This window comes from Pseudomonas sp. B1-22 (genome assembly GCF_050474425.1).
Lineage (GTDB): Bacteria > Pseudomonadota > Gammaproteobacteria > Pseudomonadales > Pseudomonadaceae > Pseudomonas.
In genome coordinates, this window is the sequence record NZ_JBCHVH010000002.1 from 653,567 (window position 1) to 672,831 (window position 19,265).

Below are 19,265 nucleotides of genomic sequence, written 5' to 3' on the forward strand. Positions count from 1 at the left end.
CTGGCCACCCGTGCGAATCCGTGCGGGCGGCGCCGTTCAGAGGATGTTGGCGTAGTCCGCCTCGATGCGGTCGAGGCTGAGGTGGTTGAGGAAGTTGGAGAAGCACATCCAGGCCGACAGCGCGTTGAGGTCGCGGAACTGCGGCGGCAGGTACTTGGGCGGCACCACCAGGCCCTCGTCCACCAACTGGCGCAGCGTACGCATGTCCTCCAGGGTGGCCTTGCCGCAGAACAGCAACGGGATCTGCTCCAGCTTGCCCTTGCGCACGGCGAGCTGGATGTAGTTGTAGATCAGGATGAAGCCCTTCAGGTACGACAGGTCCTTGGTGAACGGCAGGCCCTCGGGCGTCGAGCCACGGAACACCCGGCTGGAGTTCTGGTAGCTGCTGTCCATGCTGTAGCCCTGCTCGCGGTAGAAGTGGAATACCTCGAGGAAGTCCGCGCCCTCCTCCGCCATGTGGATGGCGCGGGTGCGGTTGGTGAGCTTGCGCAGGCGCGTCGGGTAGGAGGCGAAGGCGATCACCTCCATCAGGATCGCCAGCCCTTCCTGGGTCACGGTGGAGGACGGCGGGCCCTTGGCGAGGAAGGTGCAGATCGGCTGGTTGAGCCCGTTCAGGGTGGTGCCGACATGCACCAGGCCCTCGTGGACTTCCAGCGCGCGCACGTCGCGCTCGTTGAACAGCGCGTCGGCGCGCACCTTGATGTAGTCGGCGCCGGCCGCCGCATCGGCGACGATACCGTCGGACTCGAAGACGCGGATGGTGTCCTGGCCGGCGTCGAACACCTTGTTCAGGCGCTCCTGCAGCATCGCCACCACTTCCGTGGCGGTGAGCGTCTTGGGTTCGTCCTTGAGGTCGCCGCGGTCGGCGATGTTGTTCAGGTAGTCGGAGAGCATCAGGCCGAGGTCGGCCAGGGTCGGGTCTCCGGCGTGGAAGGCATCGGAGGCCGAGCCGTAGAGCTCCTGGGAGATCAGCCCGAAATCCTGGGTGCCGCGCGCTTCGAGCATGCGGATCACCATGCGGTATTCCTTGCACATGCGCCGCATGATCTGCCCGACCGGGTTGAACTGCCCCAGGTGGCGGGTGATGTCACGCTCGATGTTCTGAAATTCCTGCTTCTTGGCGCTGGCATCGAAGGCCAGCGGGCGTCCGTCGTAGTAGCTGCGGTCGACCTTGGGCGCATGCTTGCCGCGCCCCTTGAGGAAGTCGTCGCGGATCGCATCGTCCCACTTGATGGCGTCGAGCACGCGGATCGGCGTCTGCGCCTCGACGATGCGGTCGGACAGGCCGCGGATGATCTGTTGGTATTCGGTGGGCGAGGTCTGCTTGCGGCGCGGCGTCATTGCCGTTCTCCCGGAGTCACGCGCGAGTAGCGCAGGGCTTCGACGAACACGTCCGAGTTGGCCGGGTCGTTCAGGTAGGCGATCACCTTGGGCAGCGGGCTGGTCACCAGGGCGCCCTCGCCCTGCTCGGTGTCCACCTTCTGCCCTTGCAGGGCGCCTTCGCCCATGTCCTGCAGGATGTGTTCGACATCCAGGTTATAGATCACCAGTTCATCCTTGTCGGTGATCTCGAAGCCGGCCAGGGCGAAGTTGCCGCCCATGCTCTTGGGCAATCCGGCGGAGAGATACCAGCGCTTGCCGTGGTGGGCGACGGTGAAGCCGAAGTCCTCGACGCTGTCGGTGTTGTCCTTGCTGTCGAGGTAACTGATCGCGCGATAGACGTTGGAGCCGGAACGGGTGACCTCGAGGAACTGTTCCTCGCCGTACTCGTTCACCCGCGACCACTGGCCCAGCAGATGGGCCGGAGCGGCCTCGTTGGCCGGAATCGGGTCCTTGAACGTCACCAGACAGCCACTGAGCAGGCAGATGCTCAACAGCAGCAGTGCACGCCAGACTTTCATCACGCCCTCCTTAGGTCCCGCCGCCCTCCACATGCGATGCGGAAAGAGGCCGGGAGTTCCGACACGAAAACCCCGCCGGACGGCGGGGTTGCAATGCTGCTGCGCTTACAGGCCCATCACCAGGTCGAGGTAGCGGCTAAGGATGCCACGCATTTCATCGATCTGCAGGTGCTCGGCCCCGTCCAGCAGGCCCTGATACTCCATCTGCAGGATGATGGCCGTCAACACCTTGGCGTCCTGCTCCGGCTGCCTGGAACCGAGCACTTCGAAGAAATGCACGACGCCCAGGGAGAGGATGCGCCGGTGACGTTGCGCCAGCTCCACCAGGCTCGGGTTGAGCAGTGCCTCCTGGCGGAATGCCTGCTCGGCCAGCAAGTGCTCGCGGCGCTGGTTCAGTTGCACCTGCACGTACTGGATCGCCAGCTCGACGATATTGTCGGTCAGCGCGCGGCGCGCCTTGGGGTCGTCCTGGCCAAGGCTTGCGGCCATCGCCTGCAGGTCACCCTCGACGCTGGCCCAGAAGGCCGAGAGCGCTTCGGCGCTGCGTTCGACGAAGAGTGCGAAGGTGTCGGTGATGAGGTCCTGGATGTCCTTGAAGTAGTAGGTGGTGGCCGAGAGCGGCACACCGGCCTCGGCGGCCACGGCGCGATGGCGCACGGCGCGGACGCCATCACGCACTATGATCCGCAGGGCGGCGTCGAGGATCGCCTGGCGGCGCTGCTCGCTGCCCTGGCGGCTGGCCTTGCGGCCCTGGTACTGAACACTTTCTGCGATGGCGCTGGCGACTTGCGCGGCGCTGTCTCGCGGGGACACTTGGGTCACTGGCATTACCTCCGGCGGCGCGGCCTGATGGCGCATTGTTCGGGCTTTTCGACGGGGAATCAATCGCCGCTCCGCGCTTGCTTTATTACGACAGCACAGGGCTGGCATGGCATGGCGGGCGGCGGGAAGTCCGGCTTGGGGTGTATGACGTGCTACAGGGCGTCCGGGCCACTTCAACTCGTCGGATGGGCGCCGGAGACCGTAGGAGCGGACCTTGTCCGCGAAGTCCCACAGCCATTGCGGCGTTGAAGGATGAACACCCGGAGGAAGCGGGCACGAGGCCAAGGCGTTCACCGGTCGGCACGCAGTCCGCCTCGATGGATTTCGCGGACAGGGTCCGCTCCTACCAGATACTCCTGCGCCCGTATCGACCCTCACCCTACCCCTCTCCCAGAGGGAGAGGGCTGGGGTGAGGGGGAAGCACAGGCACGGGTTCATCCAAAGACAGTTGCTCCTACAGCTCGGTTACGCTGCGGCGCAAGAACGAAAAAGGCCGCCCGAAGGCGGCCTCTTTCCCTGAGTCCTGCGCTTACGCCTGCGGGCGCATGTGCGGGAACAGGATGACGTCGCGGATCGACGGCGAGTTGGTCAGCAGCATCACCAGGCGGTCGATGCCGATGCCTTCGCCGGCGGTGGGCGGCATGCCGTATTCGAGCGCGTTGACGAAGTCGGCGTCGTAGTGCATCGCCTCGTCGTCACCGGCGTCCTTCTCCTTGACCTGCAGCATGAAGCGCTCGGCCTGGTCTTCGGCGTCGTTGAGCTCGGAGTAGGCGTTGGCGATCTCGCGGCCACCGATGAACAGCTCGAAGCGGTCGGTGACGCTCGGGTCGTTGTCGTTGCGGCGCGCCAGCGGGGACACTTCGAACGGGTACTGGGTGATGAAGTGCGGCTGCTCCAGCTTGTGCTCGACCAGCTCTTCGAAAATCATCACCTGCAGCTTGCCCAGCCCTTCGTGGCCGAGGACCTTGGCGCCGGCCTTCTTGGCGATGGCGCGGGCTTTCTCGAGGTCGTTCAGGTCAGCCGCGGTGATCTCCGGGTTGTACTTGAGGATGGCATCGAACACGGACAGGCGGGCGAACGGCTCGCCGAAGTGGAAGACCTTGTCGCCATAGGGCACGTCGGTGCTGCCGAGCACGGCCTGGGCCAGCTCGCGGAACAGCTCCTCGGTCAGGTCCATGTTGTCTTCGTAGTCGGCGTAGGCCTGGTAGAACTCGAGCATGGTGAACTCGGGGTTGTGCCGGGTCGAGACGCCTTCGTTACGGAAGTTGCGGTTGATCTCGAAGACCTTCTCGAAGCCACCGACCACCAGGCGCTTGAGGTACAGCTCCGGGGCGATACGCAGGAACATGGCCATGTCCAGCGCGTTGTGGTGGGTTTCGAAGGGCTTGGCCGCCGCGCCGCCGGGGATGGTCTGCAGCATCGGGGTTTCCACTTCGAGGAAACCCCGCTCGGACAGGAAGCGACGGATGTGGGCGATGACCTGGGAACGCACGCGGAAGGTGTGGCGGGTTTCCTCGTTGACGATCAGATCGACGTAGCGCTGGCGGTAGCGCTGCTCGGTGTCGGTCAGGCCGTGGTGCTTGTCCGGCAGCGGGCGCAGGGACTTGGTCAGCAGGCGCACGCTGGTCATCTCGACGTACAGGTCGCCCTTGCCGGAACGGGCCAGGGTGCCTTCGGCGCCGATGATGTCGCCCAGGTCCCAGGTCTTGATCTCGGCCAGGGTCTCTTCGGGCAGGGTCTTGCGGTTCACATAGGCCTGCAGGCGGCCGCTGCTGTCCTGCAGGACGATGAACGAGCCGCGGTTGAGCATGATGCGACCGGCGACCTTGACCGGGATGGCGGCTGCTTCGAGCTCTTCCTTGGTCGCGGTTTCGTACTGTTTCTGCAGGTCCGCGAAGTAGTTCTCGCGGCGGAAGTCGTTGGGGAAGGCGATGGCCTTGGCCTCACGCACGGCGGCAAGCTTTTCCTTGCGCTGGGCGATCAGCTTGTTTTCTTCCTGTTGCAGTTCGGTCGGGTCGAGTTGTTGGTCGCTCATGGTCGTTCTATCTGCCTGGCGTCTTAATCAAATGGGTTACTGGCAGGAGCGGGCCGCCCGGCCCGCCCTTGCGGGTGCGGATCAGAGGCCCTGTTTCAGGCTGGCTTCGAGGTACTCGTCGAGGTCGCCGTCGAGAACCTTCTGGCAGTCGCTACGCTCGACGCCGGTCCGCAGATCCTTGATGCGCGAGTCATCGAGCACGTAGGAACGGATCTGGTGACCCCAGCCGATATCGGACTTGCTCTCTTCCAGCGCCTGCGCGGCGGCGTTGCGCTTCATCATCTCCAGCTCGTACAACTTGGCCCGCAGCATCTTCATGGCGGTGTCCTTGTTGGCGTGCTGGGAGCGCTCGTTCTGGCACGCCACCACGGTATTGGTCGGCACGTGGGTGATACGCACCGCCGAGTCGGTGGTGTTCACGTGCTGACCGCCGGCACCGGAGGAGCGGTAGGTGTCGATGCGCAGGTCGGCCGGGTTGATCTCGATCTCGACCCTGTCGTCGATCTCGGGGGACACGAACACCGCCGAGAACGAGGTGTGGCGACGGGCGCCGGAGTCGAACGGGCTCTTGCGCACCAGGCGGTGCACGCCGATCTCGGTGCGCAGCCAGCCGAAGGCGTACTCGCCCTTGATATGCACGGTGGCGCCCTTGATGCCGGCGACTTCACCCTCGGACAGTTCGATGATGGTGGCGTCGAAGCCGCGCTTGTCGGCCCAGCGCAGGTACATGCGCAGCAGGATATTGGCCCAGTCCTGGGCTTCGGTGCCGCCGGAGCCGGCCTGGATATCCAGGTAGGCGTTGTTCGGGTCCATCTCGCCACTGAACATGCGGCGGAACTCGAGCTTCTCGAGGATTTCGCGCAGGCGCTGGACTTCGCTCTCGACGTCGCTGACGGCGCCTTCGTCGTTCTCCTCGACCGCCATCTCGAGCAGATCGCGGGAGTCGGCCAGACCGCCGGTGAGCTCGTCGAGGGTCTCGACGATCTGCGCCAGCATGGCGCGCTCGCGGCCCAGGTTCTGGGCGTATTCGGGCTTGTTCCAGACCGCCGGGTCTTCCAGCTCGCGGTTTACTTCGATCAGACGATCATGTTTCAGATCGTAGTCAAAGATACCCCCGAATGGACTGGGTACGGTCGGAGAGGTCCTTGATGCTGTTGAGGATCGGTTGGATTTCCATGGCGGGCATCTCTCACGGGTAAAGGGCGTAGAAAAGCCGGCAAGTATACGTGATTTTTCGCAAGCCTTTCAGGCTTTACGACAAAGCACCGCCGTCGTTTTCCCGCCCCTCGGACGTGCCTCAGCCCGCGATCCCGACCTGGTTGCGGCCGCCGTGCTTGGCGTTGTAGAGCGCCTCGTCGGCCATCTCGATCAGCTGGCGATACGGCTGGCCGGACGCCGGCGTCACGGTGGCCACGCCGATGCTGATGGTCAGCGGTGCGCCGGGATATGGCAGTTCGTGGGCGATCCCCAGGTCCTGCACCGAGCGCCGGAGCTTTTCCGCCAGCAGGCGCGCGCCCCCCGGCGAGGTGCCCGGAAGTACCAGGACGAACTCCTCGCCGCCGTAGCGCGCCGGCAGGTCCGATGGGCGGCTGCAGGTGGCGCGGATCGCCCCCGCCACCTGGCGCAGCGCCTCATCGCCCTGCACGTGGCCGAAGGTGTCGTTGTAGATCTTGAAGTGGTCCACATCGATCAGCAGGATCGACAACTGGGTCTGCTCGCGCTGCGCGCGGCGCCATTCCATTTCCAGGTACTCGTCGAAATGGCGGCGGTTGGACAGTCCGGTGAGGCCGTCGGAGTTCATCAGCCGCTGCAGCACCAGGTTGGTTTCCAGCAGCTGCTGCTGGCTTTCGCGCAGGGCGCGGTAGGCCTCGTCGCGCTGCTGCAGCGCCAGGTACGAGCGCGAGTGGTAGCGGATGCGCGCCACCAGCTCGATGGAGTCGGGCAGCTTGACCAGATAGTCGTTGGCGCCGGCGGAGAACGCCGCACTCTTCACCGACGGCTCCTCCTTGGTCGACAGCACGATGATCGGGATGTCGCGGGTCGCCACGTTGTTCCGGTAGTCGCGCACCAGTGCCAGGCCGTCGGCGCCGGGCATCACCAGGTCCTGGAGAATCACCGTCGGCTTGATCTGGATCGCCAGGGCGATGGCCTGCTGCGGGTCGGCGCAGAAGTGGAAGTCGATGTTGGGGTCGTCCGCCAGCGCACGGCGCACGGCCTCGCCGATCATCGGCTGGTCGTCCACCAACAGCACCATCACGGCGGAATCGCCTGGAGTGGTCACGGGGTAGGTACTCTGTGTCGGGTTCATGAAAGCTCCTAGGTGCAGACCTCGGAGAGACGCCGGGCGATGTCGCCCAGCGCACGTATCTCTACGGCGGCGCCGATTGCCGCTGCGGCCTTCGGCATGCCATAGACGGCACTGCTGCCCTGATCCTGGGCCAGGGTGAGGAAGCCACGCTCGCGCATGTGCTTGAGCCCTTCGGCACCGTCGCGGCCCATGCCGGTGAGCAGCACGCCGATGGCGTCGCCGCTCCAGTTCTCCACCACGCTGTCGAAGAACACATCGATGGACGGACGGTAGATGTGGCTGCTCGGCTCGGCGGTGTAGGCCAGCTCGCCGTTGCCAAGCAGACGGATATGGTGATTGGTGCCGGCCAGCAGCACGCAACCGGGCTGCGGCGGCTCGCCCTGGCGCGCCAGGCGCACCGGGATGCTCGCCTGGGTCGCGAGCCAGTCGGCCATGCCGGCGGCGAACACCTCGTCGACGTGCTGCACCACGACCACGGCGGCGGAAAAGCTCGCCGGCAACTGGCTGAACAGTTCGGCCAGCGCCGCCGGCCCTCCGGCGGAGGAGCCGATGGCCACCAGCTTGCGTGCACCGCCGCCCTTGCGCAGCGGTTCGATGGTGCTGGTCGGGCGCTCAGCATGCGGTGCGTTGAGCCAGGCGAGGTTCTGCAGCTTGCGCAGCAGCGGGCGGGCCGCTTCGTAGGCGTCGCCGGTGCCCATGGTCGGGGTATTCACCGCATCCACCGCGCCGTGGCCCATGGCATCGAACACGCGGGTCATGTTCTTTTCCAGGTCGACGGTGACCACGATGATCGCGCAGGGGCTCTGCGCCATGATCCGGCGGGTGGCCTCGACGCCGTCCATCACCGGCATCAGCAGGTCCATGAGCACCACGTCGGGTTTCTGCACGGCGCACATCTCGATGGCTTCCGCGCCGTTGGCGGCGACCCAGATGACCCGGTGCGCCGGCTCGAAGGCCAGCGCGCGGCGCATCGCCTCCACCGCCAGGGGCATGTCGTTGACGATCCCTATCCGCATCTTAGGGTCGGCTCCCGTTTCGGCGCGAGCCGCGTTGCCGCAGCCCGAAGGGACGGGCCGCATTTTGCGCAGTCCCGCGTTACTCGTCGTTCATTGGGAATAACCAAACCACTCTCCTCGCGCCTTGCTCTGCGCAAAATGCGGCTCCGTCGCGGCCGCGCCGAAACGGGAGCCGACCCTACGCTGCTCCGATCAGGTCGACCACCGCATCCAGCAGGGCCTCGTCGTGGAAGCTGGCCTTGGCCAGATAATAGTCGGCGCCGGCATCAAGCCCACGCCGCCGGTCTTCTTCGCGGTCCTTGTAGGACACTACCATCACCGGCAGCGACTGCAGGCGGGTGTCGCGGCGAATCAGGGTCACCAGCTCGATGCCGTCCATGCGCGGCATGTCGATGTCGGTAATGACCAGGTCGAAGTGTTCCGAGCGCAGCGCGTTCCAGCCGTCCATGCCATCCACCGCCACCGCGACGTCGTAGCCGCGCCCCAGCAGCAGCTTGCGCTCCAGCTCACGCACGGTGAGCGAGTCGTCCACCACCAGCACGCGCTTGCGCGAGGCGCCGGAGAGGCGGCCGCTGGGATCGATGCGCTCCAGGCGGCCGGTGGCCAGCAGCTTCTCCACCGAGCGCAGCATGTCCTCGACATCGAGGATCAGCACTGGCGTGCCGTCGTCCAGCAGCGCGCCGGCGGAAACGTCCTGCACCTTGCCCAGGCGCGGGTCGAGCGGCAGTACCACCAGGGTCCGCTCGCCGATGAAGCGCTCCACCGCCACGCCGTAGGCCATGTCGCGCTCGCGGATCACCACCACCGCAATCTCCTCGTCACTGGCGCTCCCCTCGGGGCGCTGCAGCAGCTGGCTGGCCGCGACCAGGCCGAGATGCCGGCCCTCGTGCCAGAACTGCTGGCGGCCTTCGAGCTGGACGATCTCGTCCGGCGCCAGGCGGCGCATGCGCTCGATGTGCGCCAGCGGGAAGGCGTAGGCCTCGCCGCCGATGGTCACCACCAGGCTGCGCACCACGGAGAGGGTCAGCGGCACTTCCAGGTGGAAACGCGCGCCCTGCCCGCTCACCTGCTCCATGCGGATGCCACCGCGCAGCTGGCGCACCATATGCTGCACGGCGTCCAGGCCGACCCCACGGCCGGAGACCTCGGTGACCTGCTCGCGCATGCTGAAGCCGGGCAGGAACAGGAAGGTCAGCAGCTCGTCCTCGGTCAGCCGCGCCACGGTTTCCTCGGTGGAGAGCTGGCGGCGGACAATGGCGCTGCGCAGGCGGTCCAGGTCGACACCGGCACCGTCGTCATGCAGCTCCAGCACCAGCATGCCGGCGTGGTGCCGGGCCAGCAGCTGGATGGTCCCCTCTTCCGGCTTGCCGGCCAGGCGGCGCACCTCGGGGGACTCGATGCCATGGTCGATGGCGTTGCGCAGCAGATGGGTGAGCGGCGCCTCGAGCTTCTCCAGCACCTCGCGGTCGACCTGGGTCGACACGCCGTGCATGTCCAGGCGCACACTCTTGCCCAGCGAACGGCCGAGGTCGCGGACCATCCGGGTCTGCCCGCTGAGCACGTCGGAGAAGGGGCGCATGCGGCAGGCCAGCGCGGTGTCGTAGAGCGACTGGGCGCGCTGGCCGGCCTTGAAGCTGAATTCGTCGAGCTCGGCGATTTGTTCGCTGAGCAGTTGCTGGCACTCGCCGACCAGCCGCCGCGCGTCGGCCAGGTAGGCGTGCGTCTCGGGATCGACAGCGTCGCCGCGGATGGCGTCGCGGGCGCCATCGAGCACACGGCTGGCGCTGGCCTGCACACGCTTCAGGCGCTGCAGCGAGTCGAGCAGCGGTTTCAGGCGCTGGGATTCCACCAGCGCCTTGCTGGAATAGTCGAGCAACTGGTTGAGGCGTTCGGCGGTGACCCGCAGGACCCGCTCGCCAGCGTCGTCACTGTCGCTGGAACGGCGGCGTGGCGCCGGCTCGGCAGCGACCTCGGGCTCGGCCGGCGGCGCTTCCAGCGGAGCGGGCACAGGCGCGGGCGTGGGTGCGGCCACGGGCGGGGCGGCACGGACCGGCGTCTCCCCGCTCACCAGCGCCTGCAGGCGCTCCACCATGGCCGGGACCGCCTGCTGCGCCTGTTCGGCACGCTCGGGCTCGGCGTCGGCGATGTGCAGCAGGATATCGGTGCCCGCCAGCAGTGCATCGATGTGCTCCGGCGCCAGCAGCAGGCGGCCTTCCTGGGCGCCGACCAGGCAGTCTTCCATCACGTGGGCGACCTGCACGCCGGCATCCAGCCCGACGATCCGCGCCGCGCCCTTGAGCGAATGGGCGGCACGCATGCAGGCTTCCAGCTGGTCGGCCTGGGTCGGATTGCGCTCCAGCGCCAGCAGGCCCTGGCTGAGTACCTGCGTCTGGGCCTCCGCTTCCAGGCGGAACAGCTCCAGCATCGAGGCGTCCTTCATCTGGTCCGGCGTCATGCGAGGCTCCGGGTGGCGGCTTCCAGCAACGCCTCTGGGTCGAGCAGGCGGACGCTGCGTCCGCTCCACTGCAACACGCCATGGGTGAAACGATCGTTGGCCGCCAGCGACTGCCCGGAAGCGGCGACCACGGCAGCGCTGTCCAGGTCATGGATGCCGTCCACCTCATCCACTGGCGACAACACTGGACCACTGGCAGCCGCCAGGATCAGCATGCGCGGCACCACGCGCCGGCCTTCGGTCGGGACCGCGCGCCGGTCGAGACCAAGCAGCTCGCCCAGCGAGATGCAGGCCACCAGCGTGCCGCGCACGTTCGCCACGCCCAGCAGGGCCGGCGAGCGCTGGTGCGGCAGCGAGTGCACCGCCGACTCGGAGGCGACCTCCGACAGGGCGCGGGTCGGCAGCCCCAGCCATTCATCGCCGAGGCGGAAGATCAGGTAGGCACGCCCGTCCGCGGGCGCTGCCTCGTCGGCTTCCGGCGCCCGCATGGCGGACTCGTCGCCCAGCGAATAGCGGTCCAGCAGGCGGATCGCCGCGGCCGCATAGACCGGGCAGTTGCGGCAGTGGATGTGTTCGACCAGGCGCGGGCAGGACTTGTCGCCGCGCACGCCGATGCGGTTCCAGCAGTCGTCCACCGGTTCGGCGCGGGCATCCAGTTGCAGTTGGTAGTCGTGCTCAGGCATCGCGCTTCACTCCTCGCGCGGCGCGATCCTGCAGGCGCCGGGCTCCCTCCACGTCGCCCTGGGCGGCAAGCAGCGCGGCCAGATGCAGGAGGCTTTCCTGATGATCGGGTTGCAGGTACAGCGCCTTGCGGTAGTAACCCTGCGCCTGCGCACCCTGGCCCTGGGCGTCGCTGAGCAGCCCCAGCCAGTAGAAGGCCTCGACCGTGGGCCCCTGCGCGGCAAGCAGCGCTTCGCACTGTTTTCGCGCCTCGGCGGTCTGGCCGGCATTGGCCAGCCGGGCGATTTCCGCCAGACCGGTGTCGGCCGGCGCGGGACGTGACGCGGCCTGTGTCACTGGGGTGTGCGGCTTCGGAATGCTCGAGCGAGCCGGAGCAACGCCGGGCTTGGGCGGTGTCCTGGGCTGCCTGGGCGACGGCGCCACGAAAGTTGGCTGCGCCGCAGGCTCTGGCGTCTTGCACTCCAGCGGAAACGCAAAGGACTGCGCCACACCCAGCGGACGCAACCCCTGGCGGGACAGCAGGCTGGCTTCGGCCGGGCCGATGAACAATACCCCGTCCTCGCGCGCCAGGCGGCGCAGCACGCCCACTACCTGCTCCTGGGTGTCGCGGTCGAAATAGATCAGCAGGTTGCGGCAGAACACATAGTCATAGGGTGCCTCATCGGCCAGCAGCGCGGGCGCCAGCAGGTTGCCCACACGGAACTGCACCTTGGCCCGCACCGCCGCGCTGATCTGGTAGTCGCCGTCCACGCCGGTGAAATGGCGATCACGAAATCCCAGGTTGTCGCCACGGAAGGAATTGCGCCCGTAACGGCCGGCCTCGGCACGCTCGATCACGGCGCGGCTGACGTCCAGCGCGTCGACCTGGAAGGTCGATGGCGCCAGCCCGGCATCCAGCAGCGCCATGACAATCGAATAGGGCTCCTCGCCCGTCGAGCACGGCAGGCTGAGCAGGCGCAAGGGACGCGCACCGGCCAGCGCAAGGGCCCTGCGCCCGGCCAGCTGGGCCAGCGCGGCGAACGACTCCGGATAGCGGAAGAACCAGGTTTCCGGAACGACCACCGCCTCGATCAGCGCCTGCACCTCTTCGGCGGACGCCTGCAGGTGCTCCCAGTAAAGCCCGACATCGCCTCCGGCAACCTTGCTGCTGCGCTGTCGCACCGCGCGGCCGATCACCGCCTCGCCAACGGACTCGGTGTCCAGACCGATGCGCTCCTTGAGCAGCTGGGCGATGCGCGGATCGGTCATACCGCGCGCTCCGCGTCACGCAACAGGCGCTCGCGCGCCTCAGCGGTCAGCAACTGGTCGACACGCACGCGCTGCAACAGCCCCTGTTCGTCCTCCAGCACCGGGCCGAGGTAGCGGGCGCTGCCGTTGTCCAGTTCATAGTCATGGAAGGCGGCCGGATCACGGCGCAGGGTATGGGTGGCCTGCTCCAGGATCAGCCCCAGGTGCTGCTCGCCAGCCTGTTCGTCCGCCCGATAACGCACCAGCACCAGACGCGTGCTGGTGCGCCGGGGGGCGCTGTGGCCGAAGGCGAGCTGGCTGAGGTCGATCACCGGCAGCGGCTCGCCGCGATTGACGTAGAGCCCGGCGACCCAGGCCGGCGCTTCGGGAACGCGCTTGAGCACCGGCAACGGCAGCACTTCGATGACATCGTGCACGTCCAGCGCATAGCGGTCCGCACCCAGGCGGAACTGCAGGTAGAGCCTGCCCGCCTGCGCCGAGTCAGACCTTGAAACGGGAGACGCCATTGCGCAGTCCGTTGGCTACCAGGTTCAGTTCGTCGATGGCAAAGCTGGCCTGGCGCAGCGATTCCACGGTCTGCCCGGTGGCCTCGCCCAGTTGCACCAGCGCCTGGTTGATCTGCTCGGCGCCGGTGGCCTGGGCCTGCATGCCCTCGTTGACCATCTGCACGCGCGGCGCCAGCGCCTGCACCTGCTGGATGATCTGCGAGAGCTGCTCGCCGACCTGGCCGACCTCGGCGATGCCGCGCCGCACTTCCTCGGAGAACTTGTCCATGCCCATCACGCCGGCGGACACCGCGGACTGGATCTCGCGCACCATCTGCTCGATGTCGTAGGTGGCCACGGCGGTCTGGTCGGCCAGGCGGCGCACCTCGGTCGCCACCACGGCGAAACCACGGCCGTACTCGCCAGCCTTCTCCGCCTCGATGGCGGCGTTGAGCGAGAGCAGGTTGGTCTGGTCGGCCACCTTGACGATGGTGGTGACCACCTGGTTGATGTTGCCGGCGCGCTCGTTGAGGATCGCCAGCTTCGCGTTGACCAGCTCGGCGGCGCCCATCACGTGGTGCATGGTTTCCTCCATGCGCGCCAGGCCCAGCTGGCCGGACCCGGCCAGGGTGGAAGTCTGTTCGGCGGCCGAGGACACCTCGGTCATGGTGCGCACCAGGTCGCGCGAGGTGGCGGCGATTTCCCGCGAGGTGGCGCCGATCTCGGTGGTGGTCGCGGCGGTCTCGGTGGCGGTGGCCTGCTGCTGCTTGGAGGTGGCGGCGATCTCGGTCACCGAGGTGGTGACCTGGATGGCCGAGCGCTGGGCCTGGGACACCAGCGACTTGAGTTCCTCGGCCATGCCGTTGAAACCGGTTTCGATCACACCGAACTCGTCGTTGCGCTCCAGCGCGAGGCGGGTGGTGAGGTCGCCGCCGCCCATCGAACCCAGCCCGCGCACCACCTGGCGCACCGGCTCGGTAATGGCGCGCATCAGCAGCAACCCGCAGATTCCTGCCACCACGAGAGCCAGCAGCATCGACACCAGCATGATGATCTTGGCCCGATGCACTTCGACGACGATGTCGGCAGCCGCCGCATCGGCGATCTGCTTGTTCAGGTCGATCAGGTCATTGAGCGTCCGGCGGCCGGCTTCCCAGGCCGGGTCCAGCTTGTCCACCACCATCTGGCGTGCCGCGGCGCTGTTCTTGGTGTACTGGTCCAGCACCTGCGCCAGCACCTCTTCGTAGACCTGCGCCTGCTGCTTGAAGCGGTCCGTCATCTGCCGGTCGCGCGCCTCGTGGATGGTCGCTTCGTATTTGGCGATGCGATCGAACAGCACATCATGGTTGGCGTTGAACGCCTGGCGGTCCGTCGCGTCGAGCGGCTTGTCCTCGCCCATGCCGACCAGCATGTGCACCATCAGGATGCTGTCGGTCCAGGCCGAGCGCACGGTGGTCAGGGCGTAGGTGCCCGGCATGGCGTCGTGGCTGACGCGCTCGGTGCTTTCCTCGATGTCCAGCAGGCGGATATAGGAGATCACCACCATCAACAGCATGATCGCGATGACGACAGCAAAGCTGGCCAGGATGCGTTGGCGTAGAGTCCAGTTCTTCACAGCGTTCCCCAGAGATGTTCGAGACATGCTGACGGAAGTGCACTCGAAAGAGCTTAGGCTCGCAAATGCAAATTCCTACTAATTCCTCAGCAAGATAGGACATATATTATCTGGAGACGCTAAAAGCTCATCTCTTTATTCCGAATTTCCAGCACATTTATTCCAAATTTCCCACGTACTCTTTCCCGCCACGGAAGGTCGTCGAACGTCCCCCATGCTGTCCCTCGCCCTGGCCGCCCATGCCGGCCTGTTCCTTTCAGCCTTTGGCGCCGCCACCCTGCTCCCCCTGCAGTCGGAAGCCGTGCTGGTCGGCCTGCTGCTCGGCGGGCAGTACCCGCTCTGGTCGCTGCTGCTGGCCGCAAGCGTAGGCAACGTGCTCGGCTCCCTGGTCAACTGGGTGCTGGGACGCGGCATCGAGCGCTGGCATGACAAGCGCTGGTTCCCGGTCAGCCGTCAGGCGCTGGAGAAAGCCCAGGCGCGCTACCGGCACCTTGGCTGCTGGTCGCTGCTACTGAGCTGGGCACCCGTGATCGGTGATCCGCTGACGCTGATCGCCGGGGTGATGCGCGAACCGCTCTGGCGCTTCCTGCTGCTGGTGACGCTGGCCAAGGTCGGCCGCTATGCCGTGCTGGCCTGGCTGACGCTGAGTTGAGCTGAAACGCCCGCCCCACATGGGCTCAGCGATTTTCTGTCCGTTCGTCTTGTTGTGCTTCCGCCCTAAAAAAAGGCGTCAATAATGTCACTACGCCATTATTTTGTGCCAATCGGCACAACAGGCCGTCGACATCGAATGACAGAAAGGGAAGTCGCTATGTACAGAAGCATGAGTATTGGTCGTCGCGCCTCGCTGGGCTTTGCCATCATGGGCGTGTTGCTGGTGTTCCTCGGCGCATTCTCGCTGCTCAAGCTTTCCACCCTGCGCGCCGCCTCGGAAGAGATCGACAGCAACTGGCTGCTGAGCCTCAACCACATGACCCAGCTGTCCAACGACATCGCGCGTATCCGCCTGGAGTCGATGCGCCTGCTGGTCAACGATGACGCCACCATTCGCCAGCGCAGCCTTGACCTGATCGCCGACGCCCGGCGCGACAAGGAGAACGTCCTGCGCGATTACGCCCACCTGATCCTCAGCGCGGAGGAGCAGCAGCACGCCGACGAATTGAACCGCGCCCTGGATGCCTACCTCGGCCACGTCGACCAGATGCTGGAGAAAGTCCGCCAGAATGACCGCGAAGGCGCGCTGCAGGTGCTCAATGGCAACATCGCCCGGCAGGGCAAGGAACTCAACCAGCGCCTGACCGCGCTCATCGATTTCAACCGCCACGGCGCCACAGCGGCCACCGAACGCGCGGTGGCGCAGTACCAGAACAGCCGTCTGGTGGTAGCCGGCGTGCTGATCGCCAGCATCCTGCTGACCGTGGTGCTGGCGTGGCAGCTCACCCGCAGCATCGTGGTCCCGATTGCGCAGGCAGTACGGGTGGCGCAGACCATTGCCGGCGGCGACCTCAGCCAGCGCTTCAGCGTCGTCGGCCGCGACGAGCCGGCGCAGCTGCTCAATGCGCTCGCCGACATGCAGGGGCAGTTGCGCGAGACCATTCGCGGCATCGGCAACTCCGCCAGCCAGCTCGCATCCGCCGCGGAGGAAATGAGCAGCGTGATGGAGCAGAGCAACCGCGCCCTGCAGCAGCAGAGCGACCAGATCGAGATGGCCGCCACCGCCGTCAACCAGATGACCAGCGCCGTCGAGGAAGTGGCCAACAATGCCGCCTCGACCTCCGCCGCCTCCCGCGAAGCCATCGAGGCCGCCCGTTCGGGGCAGGGCCGGGTGTCCGAAACCTCCGACTCCATCGGCGCCCTGGCCGGCGAGGTCGGCAGCGCCTCGCAGCGGGCCGAGGCACTGGCCAACCAGGCACAGGACATCGGCAAGGTGCTGGAAGTGATCCGCAGCGTCGCCGAGCAGACCAACCTGCTGGCGCTCAATGCCGCCATCGAAGCGGCGCGAGCCGGCGAGGCCGGGCGCGGTTTTGCGGTGGTCGCCGACGAAGTCCGCTCGCTGGCGCAACGCACCCAGAGCTCCACCCGCGAGATCGAGGAGCTGGTCTCGGCGATCCAGACCGGCAGCGACCAGACCGTGGCCGCCCTGCTCAGCAGCAGTGCCCACGCCGAGCGCACCGTTGCCCGCACCGGCGAGGCCAGCGCCTCGCTGGAAGTGATCCTGGAGCGCATGTCGCAGATCAACGAGCGCAACCTGGTGATCGCCAGCGCCACCGAGGAGCAGGCCCAGGTCGCCCGTGAGGTGGACCGCAACCTGCTGGCGATCCGCGACCTGGCCACCCAGACCTCCGCCGGCGCCACCCAGACCAGCGCAGCGAGCCAGGAGCTGTCGCGCCTGGCCGTGGACCTGAACGGCATGGTGGCAAGATTTGTCGTCTGACCAGGGAATTTTTCCTACGCTGACGTATCCAATGGCCATCATGGAACGCCACGGGGTGGATAGATGAACGTACTGAAATTGTCGGCCGTACTGGCTGCCGCTGCGCTGTTGAGCGCCTGCGGTGGCAGCAACCAGGCCAAGGTCTGCGGGTCGGATGACGTGAAGAACCAGCTGGTGAAGATCTTCCTCAGCGGCTCACTGTCCAGCCAGGCCGACGCGCTGGAGAAGGCCGAACTGAAGGACGTGGCGATCCTCGAGAAGGACCCGGACAGCGGCGTGCTGGAATGCGTCGGCACGCTGTCGGTACCGGTGGTCGGGCAGGTGGCGTCCGGCACCCTGAAATACCGCATCGCTCCGGCGGCCAAGTCGGACCACGACTACCTGCTGCTGCTCGCCGACGGCGACCTGGCCAATGCGTTCGCCAAGCGCATCGAGGGGATGATCCCGCGGCAGTGAGGGTTATTCACAGAGAGTGAAAAAACCGGCCCAAGTGGCCGGTTTTTTATTGGGGCGCTTTGTCGGTCTCGAGCTCGGGAGAGCATCGCGGACGGAGTCCGCTCCTACGCGGGCGCATGACGCCGGCGTTTACATGGAGCACCGAGTCAGCCGCGATGCCATTCACAGGAGCATCGCGGACAAGGACCGCTCCTACGGGTGTTCCTCCCATTGCTCCGGCTTTGCTCTGAGGACTTCCAGAGAAATCTCCGCGCACTCCGAGCGCCCCTTCAGGAGGCCGAGTGGAATCGGAGTTTCAGGGGTTGAGCGGCATGGATGCCGCGAGAGCCGCGATGGGCCAGGGATGGCCCTTCGACGGGGGGACGCCTAGTTCGTGCCCCTGAAACTTCGATGGAGCGAGGGTATTTTTCGCCTAAGCGAAAAACCGGATGCAGGGGCAAGGCCTTTTGGTTCCTTTTGGGCCCCAAAAGGGACTCGCCCGAGGGGGCGAAACAAAATCTCTCAACACACACCGAAGCGGCGCAGAAACACCAAACCCAGAAGAGCATCGCGGACAGAGTCCGCTCCTACGGGAGCGGAGACCGCGGAGTCAGTCTGTCGGAGCGCGCCATGCGCGCGATCGCAGGCATGGCCCGCTCCTACAGGAAAATTACGAATTCAGAACCCTTCCAGATCGATCAACTCCCCTTCGAACAGAATCGACCCACCCTCCTCGTTCGCCTCGCCACCCTGGATCTCGCCGTAATAGGACAGCCCATTCTCCAGCGTCACGCAGACATGGGTCGGCTCATCCGGCGCATCCAACTGACCCTTGAAGCGCAGCTCGATCACCCCCTCCTCCGGCGCGCTGAGGCTGATGGTGACGCGGGCGTTGTCCACCGCTTCGGCTTCGCGGCCCCAGTGCTCGGCGCTGACGGTCACGGTGGCGATTTCCTGTTTCATGCTCGAAGGCTCTCCAGAAGGCTCCGGCGCCATGCGCACCGGGAAGTGGCGCCAAGGATACCGCGCCACACCATGGCACCGAAACGCCGGTTTTCCGCGCCTACCGCTTGTCGCCTGCTGCTCCCCCGTCGGTGCGAATCGCCCGCCAACACTGGCTGTGGACTCTTTCGTCCCAGGGCAATCAAGTCTTGCGCAAACTGTATTATGGTATACCATGATACCGAATCCCTTCCCCAACCCAGCCGAAGTCACAACTGGAGCGACCCATGAGTTTCGAGATTCGCAAGATCGTCACCTACAGCGAGCAGACCTACATCGAAGCCGGCAAGGCCACAGATACCCCGGTGACCATGGTCGGCCTGGCCGTGGTGATCAAGAACCCGTGGGCCGGTCGCGGCTTCGTCGAAGACCTCAAGCCCGAGATCAAGGCCAACTGCTCCGACCTCGGCGCGCTGATGGTCGAGCGCCTGACCGCCGCCATCGGTGGCGCTGACAAGATCCAGGCCTACGGCAAGGCCGCCGTGGTCGGCGCCGATGGCGAGATCGAACACGCCTCCGCCGTCATCCACACCCTGCGTTTCGGCAACCACTACCGCAAGGCGGTGGACGCCAAGAGCTACCTGAGCTTCACCAACAAGCGCGGCGGTCCGGGCACCTCGATCCAGATCCCGATGATGCACAAGGACGACGAAGGCCTGCGCTCGCACTACATCACCCTGGAAATGCAGATCGAAGACGCCCCGCGCGCCGACGAGATCGTGGTGGTACTGGGCGCCGCCGACGGTGGCCGTCTGCACCCGCGCATCGGCAACCGTTACATCGACCTGGAAGAGCTGGCTGCCGAACAGGCTCAGTGATCCACACCGT

Annotated in this window: 17 protein-coding genes; 4 read left to right on the forward strand and 13 right to left on the reverse strand. The window is 66.3% G+C overall.

The window, feature by feature from the left end:
* Window positions 1–36: 36 nt before the first annotated feature.
* The 12 genes from ACQ5BL_RS09875 to ACQ5BL_RS09930 form a co-directional block, all read right to left on the reverse strand.
* Window positions 37–1,341 carry a flavohemoglobin expression-modulating QEGLA motif protein gene (locus ACQ5BL_RS09875; RefSeq protein WP_207885482.1) on the reverse strand — a complete coding sequence of 435 codons (1,305 nt, stop codon included), beginning with the start codon at window positions 1,339–1,341 and terminating at the stop codon, window positions 37–39.
* A complete protein-coding gene (locus ACQ5BL_RS09880; protein WP_243808717.1) occupies window positions 1,338–1,901 on the reverse strand; it encodes a hypothetical protein in 564 nt (187 codons plus the stop codon). Before ACQ5BL_RS09880 ends, ACQ5BL_RS09875 begins: the two co-directional genes overlap by 4 nt.
* A gap of 105 nt (window positions 1,902–2,006) precedes the next feature.
* On the reverse strand, window positions 2,007–2,723 hold the full coding sequence (locus ACQ5BL_RS09885; protein ID WP_207885484.1) for a TetR family transcriptional regulator: 717 nt from the start codon (window positions 2,721–2,723) through the stop codon (window positions 2,007–2,009).
* Between the two features lie 529 nt (window positions 2,724–3,252).
* Complete coding sequence (gene lysS, locus ACQ5BL_RS09890; protein WP_243808716.1) at window positions 3,253–4,758, reverse strand: lysine--tRNA ligase; 1,506 nt, start codon at window positions 4,756–4,758, stop codon at window positions 3,253–3,255.
* 81 nt (window positions 4,759–4,839) lie between these two features.
* A protein-coding gene (gene prfB, locus ACQ5BL_RS09895; protein WP_207885486.1) for a peptide chain release factor 2 occupies window positions 4,840–5,935 on the reverse strand; the annotation gives its coding sequence in 2 pieces (ribosomal slippage) (window positions 4,840–5,862 and window positions 5,864–5,935; 1,095 coding nt in all).
* Between the two features lie 120 nt (window positions 5,936–6,055).
* A complete protein-coding gene (locus ACQ5BL_RS09900) occupies window positions 6,056–7,066 on the reverse strand; it encodes a response regulator (protein ID WP_243808715.1) in 1,011 nt (336 codons plus the stop codon).
* A gap of 8 nt (window positions 7,067–7,074) precedes the next feature.
* Entirely contained in the window at window positions 7,075–8,082 is a 1,008-nt protein-coding gene (locus ACQ5BL_RS09905; protein WP_243808714.1) for a chemotaxis response regulator protein-glutamate methylesterase, read from the reverse strand.
* A 178-nt stretch (window positions 8,083–8,260) separates the two neighbouring features.
* Window positions 8,261–10,537, reverse strand: a complete 2,277-nt coding sequence (locus ACQ5BL_RS09910; RefSeq protein ID WP_243808713.1) for a hybrid sensor histidine kinase/response regulator — start codon at window positions 10,535–10,537, stop codon at window positions 8,261–8,263.
* Window positions 10,534–11,220 carry a chemotaxis protein CheW gene (locus ACQ5BL_RS09915; RefSeq protein ID WP_207888001.1) on the reverse strand — a complete coding sequence of 229 codons (687 nt, stop codon included), beginning with the start codon at window positions 11,218–11,220 and terminating at the stop codon, window positions 10,534–10,536. Before ACQ5BL_RS09915 ends, ACQ5BL_RS09910 begins: the two co-directional genes overlap by 4 nt.
* Window positions 11,213–12,466, reverse strand: a complete 1,254-nt coding sequence (locus ACQ5BL_RS09920; RefSeq protein ID WP_243808712.1) for a CheR family methyltransferase — start codon at window positions 12,464–12,466, stop codon at window positions 11,213–11,215. Before ACQ5BL_RS09920 ends, ACQ5BL_RS09915 begins: the two co-directional genes overlap by 8 nt.
* A complete protein-coding gene (locus ACQ5BL_RS09925; RefSeq protein ID WP_207888003.1) occupies window positions 12,463–12,972 on the reverse strand; it encodes a chemotaxis protein CheW in 510 nt (169 codons plus the stop codon). The genes ACQ5BL_RS09920 and ACQ5BL_RS09925 overlap by 4 nt, the downstream gene beginning before the upstream one ends.
* Entirely contained in the window at window positions 12,947–14,566 is a 1,620-nt protein-coding gene (locus tag ACQ5BL_RS09930) for a methyl-accepting chemotaxis protein (protein WP_243808711.1), read from the reverse strand. The genes ACQ5BL_RS09925 and ACQ5BL_RS09930 overlap by 26 nt, the downstream gene beginning before the upstream one ends.
* Window positions 14,567–14,780: 214 nt before the next feature.
* On the opposite strand from ACQ5BL_RS09930, the gene ACQ5BL_RS09935 reads away from it, so the two are divergent.
* From ACQ5BL_RS09935 to ACQ5BL_RS09945, 3 genes are all read left to right on the forward strand, one after another.
* A complete protein-coding gene (locus tag ACQ5BL_RS09935) occupies window positions 14,781–15,218 on the forward strand; it encodes a YqaA family protein (RefSeq protein WP_243808710.1) in 438 nt (145 codons plus the stop codon).
* A 171-nt stretch (window positions 15,219–15,389) separates the two neighbouring features.
* Entirely contained in the window at window positions 15,390–17,000 is a 1,611-nt protein-coding gene (locus ACQ5BL_RS09940; protein WP_243434858.1) for a methyl-accepting chemotaxis protein, read from the forward strand.
* 63 nt (window positions 17,001–17,063) lie between these two features.
* Window positions 17,064–17,456, forward strand: coding sequence for a hypothetical protein (locus ACQ5BL_RS09945; RefSeq protein WP_207888007.1), 393 nt, complete (start codon window positions 17,064–17,066; stop codon window positions 17,454–17,456).
* 657 nt (window positions 17,457–18,113) lie between these two features.
* Here ACQ5BL_RS09945 and ACQ5BL_RS09950 read toward each other — a convergent pair.
* Window positions 18,114–18,398, reverse strand: coding sequence for a hypothetical protein (locus ACQ5BL_RS09950; RefSeq protein WP_243808709.1), 285 nt, complete (start codon window positions 18,396–18,398; stop codon window positions 18,114–18,116).
* Between the two features lie 266 nt (window positions 18,399–18,664).
* Between ACQ5BL_RS09950 and ACQ5BL_RS09955 the strand changes: the two genes are divergently transcribed.
* Window positions 18,665–19,255: an amino acid synthesis family protein gene (locus tag ACQ5BL_RS09955; protein ID WP_243808708.1), complete on the forward strand. Its 591-nt coding sequence runs from the start codon at window positions 18,665–18,667 to the stop codon at window positions 19,253–19,255.
* The last annotated feature ends 10 nt before the right edge of the window (window positions 19,256–19,265 follow it).